This window comes from Eubacterium sp. 1001713B170207_170306_E7, assembly GCF_015547515.1.
Classification (GTDB): Bacteria; Bacillota; Clostridia; order Eubacteriales; family Eubacteriaceae; genus Eubacterium.
Genome location: NZ_JADMVE010000012.1, coordinates 62,085 through 74,943 on the forward strand (window position 1 = coordinate 62,085; position 12,859 = coordinate 74,943).

Genomic DNA, 12,859 nt, shown 5'->3' on the forward strand with positions numbered 1-12,859 from the left:
AGAGTAAGCCGTGTGGTGAACTCTTTTTTTAGTGCATAAAATTTAAGGAGGCTATATGTTTAATCGAGAAAAGCTTGAAGATTTGGAAAAAAGGGTGGCACAGTTGGAAGCGTCAAAGGAAATGCGTCTGGTCGAAGCACCCAGACTTTCTGCCAAACCCATTGAACCGATGGGGTGCGAAGTGACGAAAGAAGTAAACTACGAAAAGAAAGGTACCTTCGGCTGGGCATTGCAGCAGCTTAAAAAAGGCATGGTCGTTTCGCGGTTGAAACACATTAAGAAAATACCTGGTTATGTTTTCAGACTAGAAACGGAATTGGCCAATAATCCCGTCATAATGATGCGTTTTGACAGTAAAGAAATTTTCTGGATTCCAGATATGGATGATTTGTTGGCAGAGGATTGGCTGCTGGTTGATCAGTACAACGTGAACAACCAGTTCGATGAGGCTGTTAAGACACTCATTCTCCCAGACACATCCGAAAAGCTGCTCAATTTCCAAGAAGCTTTTAAGCTGATGCGTCAGGATGATCTGCCCGTAAAACGTCAATGCTGGAATGGTTATTGGAAATGGGATGGGGATACGATTTTAATCTTTACTGCTGATAACCGTATTGTCAATATCCGGGAGACTAGATTTTTAGCCAATACAATAAAAGAAATTCTGGCTGATGATTGGGAAATCGCAACAGAAGAAAACTGTTCGGTGCCCATTGTTTAAAGATTATTAAATGGAGGTTTAACATGAAATTAAAAGAGTTTTTAAAAAGTAAAGGTCTTTCCGATGAGCAGATTGCAGACATTCTGAAGGCTACTGGTGAGGACGTCATGATTGATGACGGGAAGGCTGCTGCCAGGACAACAGAATTAGAGGAGCAGCTCAAAACCGCCAATGATACCATCAAGGGGCTGAAAAAGGACAATGTTGACAATGAGGCCCTGCAGCAGAAGGTGACGGAATATGAGGAACAGATCAAGACCCTGGAAAAGGACAGTAAAGACAAAATCCGCAGCATGGCCTTGGATAATGCTATTTCTGGATTTCTGAAGGAGAATAAAGCCAAGTACCCGGATCTGCTGGCAAGTAAATTTGACCGTGACAAGCTTGTGGTGGATGACCAGGGCCAGGTTGGCGGTCTGGGTGAACAGGGCAAGCAGCTCATGGATCAGTACAAGGAAATGTTTCAAGAAAGCATTTCCGGCTTTACGCCGCCGAGCCCGGATACAGGTTCTCAGGCATCCGGCAGCACCTATGAAAATCTGGTCAAAAATGTGGATAACATGTCCGTTGAAGAGATTCAGGCCCAGCTGGGCGAAATGAAATTTTAGGAGGTAACAGAACATGGCAGTAACAAGTTTTAAACCAACACTTTGGGAAGCGGCTTTGCTTCTCAATTTTCATAACGTTTCGATTGGGGACGCGATCACGACCGCGCCAACCAGCGTCCAGGGTGAAACCTGTCGTTTCAACCGGATCGGAGCAGGCACGATTAAGGATTATAGCGGATCGGTCGAGTGGGATGAGATCACGACCACTCCTGTGGACATGACCTTTGACCAGCAGAAATACTTCGCGTTTAGCTTAGATGACTGTGATGCGGTACAGCTTAAGGGGCCAGTGATTCAGGAAACTACAGCCGAGCATTCAGCGATTTTGGCAGAAAGCTATGACCACTATATTTTGGCCCAGGCTGGTGCAGTGACGAAGACCGCCCAGAATATTGGCACTGCGTCTTCCAAGAAACTGGTCACGCCGAAAAATGCCTATGACTATATTGTCGATCTGGGCACACTATTGAACAAGCTGAAGGTGCCAAAGGTCAATCGTTTTGTGATCGTGACAGCGGATATGCTGGGGGTTCTTTCTAAAGACCCACGTTTTACATCCAATCCGAATGTACTGGCAAATGGCATTGTTGAAGGCCAGACCATCAGCACGCTGCAGGTGGTGCAGTCTGAAGAGCTGCCTGCCAACAAAATCATTGCGCTGCACAAGTCTGCTATTGGGGCAGCCAAGCAGCTTTCTAAGATTGAAGCCATGCGGCTCCAGGATTCTTTTTCTGACGGGGTCCGTGGTCTGTGCAAATATGGCGCGAAGGTGCTGCGGGAAGATGCTATTGCGGTTCTGAACTGTACGATTGGCACCATCGAAGATGTGCCGCCGACCAAGGTTGAAGTGGCCAATACGGCTGAAAATCCTGTTAATACCAAAGAAGTAACGGCTTAATCAGGCGGGGCTTTGCCCTGCCTCTTTTTAGATGGGAGAAGCAATGGAAGAACAATTACTGATGGAATTGGGGCACTATCCAGGCTTCAATACGCTGGATGAAGCGCTTCAGAAATACCTGGTAGAGGACGCGATTGCAGAAGTCAAGAACTATGTGAATACAGCAGAATCTGAAATGCTGCCAATGTCGGTGAAGCATATTGTCAAAGAGCTGGCGCTGATCCGCTTCAACAAACTTGGAGCTGAGGGCATTTCATCGACCAGCCAAAGTGGTATTTCTGAAAGCTATATTGAAAATTTGCCAGCAGGACTGCGCAGACAGCTGCGCCGCATCCGGAAGCTTCCGAGGTGAGACGATGAGCATTAACAGTGAGATGCGCAGCTACAGCCTACAACGAAAAGTAACCATTCGAACGGCGTCAGGTGCTCTCCGTGAGGAATGGGATGTCGGTCGGATTATTATGGTTACTGTGAAAAAGACCAATGATCTGCTGCACACCCAGAGCGTCCGCTATAACGAAAGCACCCATACCGGGCTGACCAGGTGTAAGTATATAAAGCCTTACATTAACCGCCTGAAAAAGACGGACACAGGCGAAATATATGAGATCATCAGCGCCACCAACGATGGGAGGTTCAACAATCTCCTTCTCAAGAAGGTGGACACTGATGTCTGATAATAAAGCATTCGAAGCCAGTATAAACAATGCAACCCTGGAGATACTGAAACGTTTGGCCGGAAATATGGATAAAGCCTGTCTGGTGGTTGAACGAACCGCCAAGCAGGACTGCCCGGTAAATTATGGGGCGCTGCGCGCCGACATCCACCATGAGATAGATTTTGGACCAGACGCCATTGTGGGGACCGTGGGTAATTCTTTGGAATATGCATCCTTTGTGCACAACGGCACCGGCATTTATGCCAAAGGCGGCGGCCGAAAAACACCATGGAAGTTTAAGGTGGCGTCTGGGAAGTACAAGGGCTGGCACACCACCAGAGGGCAGAAACCAAAACCCTACCTAGAGAATGCAAAAATGAAAAACAAAGACCAGATCGCAAGGATACTGGCTGGAGATTAAAGTGGAAAATGATTTAATAAGCTATATTGCGACAGAGATTCCAGAACTGAAAGATCACATTTATCCGGTCTTTACAACGGATACAGAAGTGCCGACGCTGGTTTATAAGACGGCTCCAATCTCCGGAGGCGTGGTTAATGAGACTCAGCTGGAAGTGAAAATTATTTACAAAGATTATGACAAATGCTTAGAGCTTGATAAAAAGCTTCAGGAGGTTCTGGACATGTCACATGATCTGGTGTACCGGCTGCACGGCGGCATCCGCTTCCGGAGCACATTGGCAGGCAGCGGCGGCACGGAGGATTATGATGTGGATGGGCTGCTGGTATTTGAAGTGACACGATACTATTTGATAAAATGGAGGAAACGAAATAATGGGTAAACTTGATAATCAGGAAATTATCCTGGGGGCTGGCGAAGTCTACATGTATGAAGTTGAAGGCGCACTGTCTGAGATCCCGACCTCGGATGAGATCGAGACTGAAGCGCACAATGTCGGACACTGTTCCGGCGGCTTCAGCGTGGATTATAAACCCGAAAAATATGATGTCAAAAACCAGTATGGCACCATTGTGAAGTCTGCGATTACCAGTGAGGAAATGACGGCCAAGACCGGCGTTTTGCGATGGGATTTACAGAACATTGGTCTACTAAGCTGTGCGAAGTTTGAAGTCGACCGAACCACGAAGATGAAAAAGCTGATCTTCGGCGGCTCTGGCGTGAAGCTGAAGACTGTTCTGCTGCGTTTTGTGCACGTGAAGGAAAACGGCAAAAAAATCCGTTTTACCATGATTGGTCAGGGCGGCAACGGTTTTGCCATTGAGTTCGGTGAGAAGGAGCTGACAGTGGATGCTGAAATCACGGCGATTTCTTACCTCAAGGACTTCCTGGCAGAGTTCTCTGAAGAAATGACAGATGCTGAATTTACTGCTTGGGAAGCTGATAATCCAGCACCGAGTTCAGATACGCCATCTTAAGTTGCAATTCCCCCTGTTAGGGTGTATTATTAGCTTATAAGGGGGTAATTGATATGAAGAAAAGAATTGCTGTTATCTGTATTATGTGTATTTCGGTGATATTTTTTACGAGTTGCAGTACCCAAGAGAAAACGGCTGTTACACCTGAAGCTGGACAAACACCAACGGTTGAATCTGATAGTCAAAAGGTTCACGAAGACGTTGAAAAAATTAAAAACGAGGCTGTTCCTGCTGATTTTGTAGAAATCAATGCTGGAAATTGGAAAGGAAAGTCGGTTGTAATCATAGGTGAAATCTCCGCTTTAGATAAAGAGGCAAAACTTGAAGCTTTTCCTAATTGCATGATTTCTCAAGTGGAGAATGATGGATATGGTGATTATTTACTGTTAGTTCCAGGCGGACTTGAAAACAATACGCTTGAAAACAGAGGAAAAGGTGACATAGTGACAGCATATGGAACTGTGGCTGAGCCTGGAAGTATGGGATTACCACAAATTTTAACTGTATGGATAGAATAAAATATAAGCACTCGCAAGGGTGCTTTTTTGATTGGAGAAAACAATGATTAACTTAAATGACTATATCAACAAAACAGTTGATTTTGAAATTAAAAAAGAAAAAATACATGTGAAGCTGCCGACATGTGGTATTTTGGCACAGATTATAAAGTTGGAAAACGGTGACGATAGTGCGATTCCTGGCGAGGATTATAAAATCAAGCAAAAATGCGTACAATTGCTTTTGAATAACAACACTGAAGGGCGAACATTTGCGGATGAAGAAATGGATGTGTTACCGTCTGATGCTGTTATGGCCGTTTATACCCATGTTATGTCTGGAAAATTGGAGGCAGACTTTGACCCAAACTCCAAATCCCAGTCCCCGCAGGAGACGTCGGAGACGCCATCATAAAAAAATACTTTCCACGGGAAGCCTGGGAGAATAACTATATCCTTTCATCTTATGAAATCAAAAGAATTGCATATTACACAGGACTAAATTTTGATCAAGTCATGAACCTGCCCTACGGGGCTTTTTTATTGTATCGAAAAGAAAGCTGGATTGACGCGATGAACCAAACGAAGGATGGGCGCGATATTTTGAAAGCGATCTGGCGTTTACAGCAGACTGAAGCTGATGAGACGGCCATTGCAGAATATAACGAAGGGAGAACAATGAAATGAGTATCACAAGCGGCATCAGCCTGGCACCGTTGGAAGTAAAACTTAAGGCGGATATTGCGGGTTTTAAATCAGATATGGAAAAAGCCCGTGTGGCTGGTGTCACTGAAGCGGATAAGATTTCGAAATCCCTGGAAAAGACTGCGCGTGTAGGTGAAAAGCTATCCGGTGTGGGTACAAGCATGACAAAACACGTCTCGGTTCCTTTGGCAGCAGTCGGGGTAGCGGCTGGAAAAATGTACCTTGATTTTTCAAAGTCTATGGGCATGGTTTCCACGCTGATCGACGGTACTGGAGAAGTGGTACAGGCGAGAACAAAACAGCTCAGCAAGGATGTTCTCAAGGTGTCAGATGATACGGGGATTGCCGCGGGTGATATTTCTGAGGGTCTGTATCAGGTCATCTCCGCCTATGGGGACACTGCTGATGCTTCTAAAAACTTGGAAATCGCTGGAAAGGCTGCTAAAGCAGGCGCGGCCACCACAACCGATGCCGTCAACCTGCTGTCTGCCGTCACCAAAGGATATGGGGATACCAGCGCCGAAGCCAACAGCAAGGTGGCCGACCTGGCGTTCATGACGGTGAAGCTGGGCCAGACCACTTTCCCTGAACTGGCATCCAGCATGGGTCGCGTGGTTCCGCTGGCTGCAGAATTGAAGGTCAGCCAGGAAGAACTCTTCGGCGTTATGGCAACGGGTACCGGTGTAACCGGTACGGCAGCCGAGGTTTCGACGCAGTTGCGTGGAGTCCTGCAGGCACTCATGGCACCGACCGATTCCATGACCGAGCTGATGAACAGTCTGGGCTATGAAACCGGAAAGGCAATGATGGAGGGCCTTGGGCTACAGGGAACGATCGACGCGATTGTCAAAGCCGCCAATGACAGCGGGATGCCGCTCCAGGATTATATCGGCAGCATTGAGGGACAAACATTAGCGCTTGCACTTGCTGGAGCACAAAGCGATACACTTCGTGAAAAGACTGCGGCCATGGCAGACTCCCTTGGTGCAGCCGATGAAGCATTTCTGAAAAGTCAGGAAAACGCCGGAGCAAAATTTGAGGCGGCTCTGAATAAGTCTAAAAATGCCCTGATCCGTTTGGGTGATGCGGCAGCACCTGCCCTTGAAAAAGCCGCTGATCTCATTGGTGATGTGGCGGATTGGTTCGCGCAATTGACTGATGAGCAACAGGAAAACCTTGTTCAGTGGGGAGCTGTTGCAATAGCAGCAGGACCAGTCATCAAGCTACTGGGCGATGGAATCACCACTTTTACCAAGCTAAAACCAGCAATTTCAGGCGCTTCAAAAGCTTTAGAAACAATGAGTGCTGCTGGAAAAGTTCTTCCAAAAGTGATGCCTAAAGCAGCAGAAGCGACCGAAGCAGTCGTCGATGTTGTATCTGGTCTACCATCCGTTGTCAAACCGGCAGCCAAAGGTATGAGCAGTGTCGCAGATGCTGGCGGAGCCATTACAAAGGCTCTTCCTGACGCTGCAAAAATGATTGAAGGTGTTAAGTATCAGGTTCTTGATCTGCCCAATGCAGCGGGAGCTGCTTCAAAAGCATTGGGCGGCGGTTCAGGCCTTACAGGAATCCTTTCGAATATTTTGACACCATCTTTAGGAACAACCGCTTTGGCGGTCGGTGCGATTGGTGTTACAGCCGCAGCGGTTGGTGTGGGCGTCGCAGAGGCATACAAACAGCTGAATGCAGATGTTATGCCGGAGGTGGATATTTTTACCGCCAAATCGGACGAAGCCGCTCAGCGTGTGACAGCCAATGCCGGTCAGATCGGATTTGCCGCGAAAGACACGTCGGTGAAAATTTCTGAAGCAACACGCCAGGCGGTCGGTGCTTATATTGAGCTTGACCAGGGCGTGCAACAGAGCCTGTTTAATCTTCAGGTGAATGGTTCAATTATTACCGGTCAGATTGTTGCTGATCTTACCACTCAGTTTTCGAATATGGGGACGATGATTACCCAAAAATTGGATCAAGATTGCCAGAACGACTTGACAACATTAAGTAATTTTTTTACTTCATCTTCGACGATGACCGCTGCACAACAGAATGATTTGATGTTGGGATTAACAAATTTTTATGAGCAGCAAAAGGTTAATACTCAGAGTGCACAAGATCAGATTGCATTAATCCTGCAAACTGCCAGTGATCAAAATAGAGCGTTGACACAATCAGAACATGACCAGATCAACCAGCTGCGTGAAAATATGCGGACCAATGCCATTAAAACCCTTTCTGAAACAGAAGCTGAAAGTGCTGTTATCCTTGGACGGATCAAAGATCAAGATGGACGCATGACCGCTGAAATGGCTTCTGAACATGTTAAAAAATTAGAAGAGCAACGTATGGGCTCTGTCGATTCTGCAAACCGTGAGTGTGCGGAATATACAAGCTTAATCCGACAAATGCGCGATCAAGGAATCATTACAACAGATGAAATGGCAAACGAGATGATTTCAGATGCAGAGCGCCAAAGAGACGCGACAATCGAAGCAGCGCAGTCTACAAAGGATCGCGGAATTGATACATTAAGAGGCGCTTACAGCGATCTGGATAACACAGTAGATACGAATACCGGAAACATCCTTACAAAATGGGATCAAATAAAATCCTGGTGGAATGGGTGGTGGCCTGAAAGTAAAAATGCTACCGTCACAACAACTTATCAGGAAGTTTATGAGCGTATTGAAAGGAACTCAGGCTGGCATCATTATAATGGTCTTGATTATGTTCCCAATGATGGCTATATTGCGTACCTGCATAAAGGCGAAAGAGTTCAAACGGCTGAAGAAAATAAAACCCGCATTCAATCTAGTGGAAAGCAACAAGGGGATGGAGACATCCTCATCACCGGCAACACCTTCCAAATCCGAAACGAACATGACGCGGAGCTGGTGGCCCAAGAGCTCTGGAAATTGAAACAGAAAAAAGCGAGAGGAGGCTGAAAACATGGCAGGAACAACCTGGATGGTGTTTGGCGGGAGACGGCTTGACCACGTTCTTGGCATCCGGGGCCGCGGCATCGAAATTGACATCAAGCAGACTGAGACGGATATGCCGTTGCGGAACGGCAGTATGCTTCGGAATGTAAAACTACAGAACAAAAAGCTGCGGGTTAACCTATTTCTGGAACGGGAACAGGCCAGCCAGACCATTGAGGACATGAAAGCCAAACTGCTTCAGGTGCTGTACACGTCTGGAATGGAGCAGCTAATCTTTGGCGATGACCCTGGTCATGAATGGCGCGGTATCCTATCGGGTACCGAGCTGATCAAAGAAAGTGAGGACTTTGCAGAAATTGAGCTCTCCTTTACCTGTGACCCCGTCCGCCGCGAACTGTCTGAAATAACCTATGAGGATATTGACAGCAAAACTTTTGAAAATTTTGGCCGGGATACCCACGGTGTGATTACTTTCACACTGCCCAGCGGGCGCAGCAGCCAGGTGATCAGCCTTTATGGAACTATTGCAAAAGTTACCCTGGCCGCATCCGATCTTGCCGGTGAGTGGCGCATTGACACCGAGCGTCGAGAGGTCTATTTAAATGGCGTTTTAAGCATGTTAAAAGTGGATTTTAAAAACACGAACTGGCTGGCACCAGAGGGACGGAGTTTTTGCGTCCCAGCTGGCAGCTTCCGGTTTGATTTTACACCAGCTGTCTCAAGCGCCACCATAAAATATAAAAGGCGGTGCTTGTAATGATCACAGAGTTTCTCATCCAGGACCGTGACAACAACCTGATCGGGACGCTGATCCCCGAGGACTGCCTGACCGCCAAGCGGGATTGGCAGAAAAACGGCTTTCATACCTTGGACTTAGCAGTGCCGTTAAATCACCGGTATGCGAAAGAAATGACAAAAGGCAATCGGATCATGTTCAAGGACACCGACCGCGACAAGTGGTATGAATTTGAAATTGTCCGTGAAAACACCGATGCCGACAAACAGGCCGTGTACTGTGAAAGCAGTTACTACGATACCCTCTCCAGTTCCGTTCCATTCGTGGATATTACCGGAAATACGCCGATTAACGGTTTGAGGAAGCTTCTGGACACCGCACAGCCGAAAAGCCGCTGGCAGGCCGGTATAAGCGATATTCCGGGGTCTTTCTACATGCAGCGCACCCGAAAAAATCTGAAGGAAACCATTTCTGCCTGGGCCAACGCCTGCGGCGGCGTGATCTCAGAGCGCATTGAGTTCTACAATGGCCGGATCGTCCGATATATCGACATCCTGCAGAGCGTCGGTTCAGACCGAGGCCGTGTAATCTACGATGACCGTGAGGTTACGCAGATGAGCGTACAGATTCCCGAGCGGACCAACTACACCATGGCCTTCGGATACGGGAAAGCAGAGATGACCACTGAGACCGGCGAAAGCAAACCGATCACCTTTGAGGATGTGGTGTGGAGTGTTGCAAAAGGTGATCCCGTGGACAAGCCCAAAGGCCAGACCTGGGTAGCGCTTCCAGACAGTTACAAGGAGCAATATGGGATTCTGGATGCCAACGGCATCCGGCAGCACCGCTGCACGATTTGGGAAGAAAACGGCGTGGAAATCCCTGAGAACTTGCTTCAGCGGACCTATGACGGTCTGCTTGCAGGATTAAAAGACAACACTGAATATAAAATAAAAGCTGCGGATTTCAAGGCGCTGGGCTATTCCACGCAGGACATCCGGGAAGGCGACACCATCGGCGTAGTGCTCTCAAAGCTGAATATTAAGCTTAAGGCTGAGATCATCCGTTTTACACCGAACTACCTCAATCCAGAGAACAATGATTTTGAGCTGTCAAACTATAGCAAAGACATTATTGACGACATGATGAATGACAGCGAACTGGTGAAGAATGTCAATGACCGGCTAGACGCAATGATCCGAAAAGTGTTTCGCCAGTCTATTCTGGATGACTGGAATGCTGAAATTGCTTCGGAATCCGGTTTCCTGATCTATGGTGATCCCCGGGACGGTTTAGTCTGTCTGAACGCCCCGACCTACGAGCAGGCCACCAAGGCCACGCGGATGAAGGGCGGCTCCCTGCAGATTGCCAACCAAAAGCTGGATGGGGACTGGAAATGGACCACGGTCCTGACTGGTGACGGGATCATCGCGGATGCGATTTTTACCGGTATCATCATGGGAGACCGGATGGACATCAATCTTGACCTCTCAGAGATCCGTTTGGGAGACCGGAATCCCACTACAGGGCTTATAGAAGACCCTGTTTTTTTGTTCAATGATGATGTGCTGCGCATCCGGATCGGCGGCACCGATCTGGAAGGAAATCTTTCAGGGATTCATTCCAGCATCGAAGCTCTGGATGGACAGATTACTCTGAGCGTTCAGAATCTGGAAAAGACAATCACCAAGACTGGACAGGATGCAGCGGCAGACGCGACAACGAAAGCAAACCAGGCGCTGAAGGATGCCAAGAACTATGTCACAACAACCATTACCACCTCAGAAGCGCAGATCAAAATCACAACGGACGCCATTACTTCACGTGTAGCAAGGACAGAAGATTCCATTACCACCTTGAATGGTTCCGCCACCAATCATGAGACACGCCTACAGTCGGCAGAACAGAAAATTACTCCCAGTGCCATTATCAGCACAGTTTCGGATACGGTCAACAATGCAGTAAAGACGGCTAACGGCTATACGGATACGAAAACCCAAAATTTCCATAGCCAGATTACACAGAACGCTAAAGACATTCAGGCCCGTGTGACGATCAACGGTCTGGGAACGGCGATTACACAAAATGCAAGCTCTGTACGTATTGCATGGAATAACTATACACAGTACATCCAATTTGAATATAGCCGCCTTTCTATCTATGATAGTGCCAGTGCTTCAACCAAAAAGCTAGTCATGACACTTGGAAGTAACGGAATGCGATTTTACCGAAAGGATGATGACCGACCAATCGGCCAGATTGTAACCAATCAGCTGGCAGCCGATTCATCCAAAAAAGGCTTGGATTTTGATTTGGATGCAGGTGGAACTTTCATGACATGGGCAAGCCGAAATTCAACATCCGAGGCAAATTACACAATGAAGCTGTCATTTAGCAAAGAAAACCTCACAAATTTACCAGCAGGTCTCTCCGTTGGCTGTAATTTAGATATGAGAGGATTTAGCATTAATAACTGTAATTTGGTTAAAAACCGAGGCGGCGTTAATGGCATTAAATATTACAAATATGATCCGGGTGGAACAGATCAGCAATGGGGATATATTGAAATTGAGGTCGTTGAACCGGGCGGCGGAGCCACACTGATTGGTATTGATGCATGGCACTCGGATGGTCGGTTAAAGAGAAACATACAACCCTCTTCAGAAAATGCGCTGTCCTATCTGGAGCAGTTACCGGTACGAAGCTTTGACTGGAAAGAGGACGCTTTTCACGAACGTTTTGGATTTATCGCCCAGGAGCTGGAAGGAATCGATTCGAGTCTGGTTTATAAGGTACCTCAGCGGGAAGAGGATGGAACAATTGTGGACGAAATCTATCAGATCAAGGTCAGCAAATTTATACCCGTACTGGTAAAAAGTATCCAGGAGCTTTATGAGAAAGTGGAAAATCAAGGTAAAATACTGGATAAGATGATGCTGGCACAAGGTGTCACCTATCAGTCGGCAGTAAAAGCGTTACGCTCATTTGAAGCGCCTTTACAGCAGTATACCGAAGCGATTCAAAAGCCAATGAGAACGTCTGAAATTACTGAGCCAAGACCTATTATGTTTCATAAAAATGAAGATGGAACCATTGAATTTATTGAGGAGGAATAAAATGATCAATCCTAAAATAACCGTTATGATCACGGATCAGACGCAGATCAATCACCAGGATGCCATGTATCTCAGCGCGTCCATTATAACAAACGATGAAAAAGGTGTTCAAAGCGCCTATAGCAGCATTCAGGAGAACCATCCGGAAATTTGTGCTGACAATAAGCAGGAATGTCGTGAAGACAAGGCAGCGTTTACGGCTTTTGTTGAAAAGATCGAAGATGCTTTGACAGAGTATTTAAGAAACGGCGAAGCGGCTTTGCTATTTAAGCCCTATACGGAGGTAGAAAAAGATGTTTAATAAAAACACGAAAGATACAAAGGCGGAACCGGTTGAGAGGCCCGAAGTGGTTCGAATCCCTCGAGGAAATTATATCCTGTCAGTCGAAGTAGGTCCGGAAACCTTTGAAAAGAAGCTGGTAATTAATTCCTCCATTATTGTAGAACACATTCCGGGAGATAACGGGATTACGGTTGAACTGGGCGTTTCTCGTCCGGGAGATTCACCAGCAGAGGTGAAAGAACATGGCAATTGCTAAAACAAGGAAAGCTTTGGTGCTTGATATTAATGCTCCGGCCTGT

Annotated in this window: 16 protein-coding genes; all 16 read left to right on the forward strand. The window is 46.9% G+C overall.

Features of this window, described 5'->3' with window-relative positions; all coding sequences use genetic code 11:
* Positions 1 to 55 precede the first annotated feature (55 nt).
* Entirely contained in the window at positions 56 to 721 is a 666-nt protein-coding gene (locus tag I2B62_RS19900) for an MW1434 family type I TA system toxin (RefSeq protein WP_195270770.1), read from the forward strand.
* Between the two features lie 23 nt (positions 722 to 744).
* On the forward strand, positions 745 to 1,329 hold the full coding sequence (locus I2B62_RS19905) for a phage scaffolding protein (RefSeq protein WP_195270771.1): 585 nt from the start codon (positions 745 to 747) through the stop codon (positions 1,327 to 1,329).
* Positions 1,330 to 1,342: 13 nt separating this feature from the next.
* Positions 1,343 to 2,227: a phage capsid protein gene (locus I2B62_RS19910; RefSeq protein ID WP_195270772.1), complete on the forward strand. Its 885-nt coding sequence runs from the start codon at positions 1,343 to 1,345 to the stop codon at positions 2,225 to 2,227.
* 43 nt (positions 2,228 to 2,270) lie between these two features.
* Entirely contained in the window at positions 2,271 to 2,579 is a 309-nt protein-coding gene (locus I2B62_RS19915) for a phage head-tail connector protein (RefSeq protein WP_195270773.1), read from the forward strand.
* Positions 2,580 to 2,583: 4 nt separating this feature from the next.
* Positions 2,584 to 2,904, forward strand: a complete 321-nt coding sequence (locus tag I2B62_RS19920) for a phage head-tail adapter protein (RefSeq protein WP_195270774.1) — start codon at positions 2,584 to 2,586, stop codon at positions 2,902 to 2,904.
* Entirely contained in the window at positions 2,897 to 3,307 is a 411-nt protein-coding gene (locus I2B62_RS19925) for an HK97 gp10 family phage protein (protein WP_195270775.1), read from the forward strand. The genes I2B62_RS19920 and I2B62_RS19925 overlap by 8 nt, the downstream gene beginning before the upstream one ends.
* A 1-nt stretch (position 3,308) precedes the next feature.
* Positions 3,309 to 3,689 carry a hypothetical protein gene (locus tag I2B62_RS19930; RefSeq protein WP_347707848.1) on the forward strand — a complete coding sequence of 127 codons (381 nt, stop codon included), beginning with the start codon at positions 3,309 to 3,311 and terminating at the stop codon, positions 3,687 to 3,689.
* Positions 3,682 to 4,284, forward strand: a complete 603-nt coding sequence (locus I2B62_RS19935; RefSeq protein ID WP_195270776.1) for a hypothetical protein — start codon at positions 3,682 to 3,684, stop codon at positions 4,282 to 4,284. Before I2B62_RS19930 ends, I2B62_RS19935 begins: the two co-directional genes overlap by 8 nt.
* A 53-nt stretch (positions 4,285 to 4,337) precedes the next feature.
* Positions 4,338 to 4,802 (forward strand): hypothetical protein, encoded by a 465-nt coding sequence (locus I2B62_RS19940; RefSeq protein WP_195270777.1) that lies wholly within the window; start codon positions 4,338 to 4,340, stop codon positions 4,800 to 4,802.
* Between the two features lie 43 nt (positions 4,803 to 4,845).
* A complete protein-coding gene (locus I2B62_RS19945; RefSeq protein WP_195270778.1) occupies positions 4,846 to 5,196 on the forward strand; it encodes a hypothetical protein in 351 nt (116 codons plus the stop codon).
* 128 nt (positions 5,197 to 5,324) lie between these two features.
* Positions 5,325 to 5,468 carry a hypothetical protein gene (locus tag I2B62_RS19950; protein WP_195270779.1) on the forward strand — a complete coding sequence of 48 codons (144 nt, stop codon included), beginning with the start codon at positions 5,325 to 5,327 and terminating at the stop codon, positions 5,466 to 5,468.
* Positions 5,465 to 8,428 (forward strand): phage tail tape measure protein, encoded by a 2,964-nt coding sequence (locus I2B62_RS19955; protein WP_195270780.1) that lies wholly within the window; start codon positions 5,465 to 5,467, stop codon positions 8,426 to 8,428. The genes I2B62_RS19950 and I2B62_RS19955 overlap by 4 nt, the downstream gene beginning before the upstream one ends.
* A 4-nt stretch (positions 8,429 to 8,432) precedes the next feature.
* Complete coding sequence (locus I2B62_RS19960; RefSeq protein ID WP_195270781.1) at positions 8,433 to 9,182, forward strand: distal tail protein Dit; 750 nt, start codon at positions 8,433 to 8,435, stop codon at positions 9,180 to 9,182.
* On the forward strand, positions 9,182 to 12,277 hold the full coding sequence (locus I2B62_RS19965) for a phage tail spike protein (RefSeq protein ID WP_195270782.1): 3,096 nt from the start codon (positions 9,182 to 9,184) through the stop codon (positions 12,275 to 12,277). Before I2B62_RS19960 ends, I2B62_RS19965 begins: the two co-directional genes overlap by 1 nt.
* A 1-nt stretch (position 12,278) precedes the next feature.
* Positions 12,279 to 12,578 carry a hypothetical protein gene (locus tag I2B62_RS19970; protein WP_195270783.1) on the forward strand — a complete coding sequence of 100 codons (300 nt, stop codon included), beginning with the start codon at positions 12,279 to 12,281 and terminating at the stop codon, positions 12,576 to 12,578.
* Positions 12,571 to 12,816, forward strand: a complete 246-nt coding sequence (locus I2B62_RS19975) for a hypothetical protein (protein ID WP_195270784.1) — start codon at positions 12,571 to 12,573, stop codon at positions 12,814 to 12,816. Before I2B62_RS19970 ends, I2B62_RS19975 begins: the two co-directional genes overlap by 8 nt.
* Positions 12,817 to 12,859: the final 43 nt, after the last annotated feature.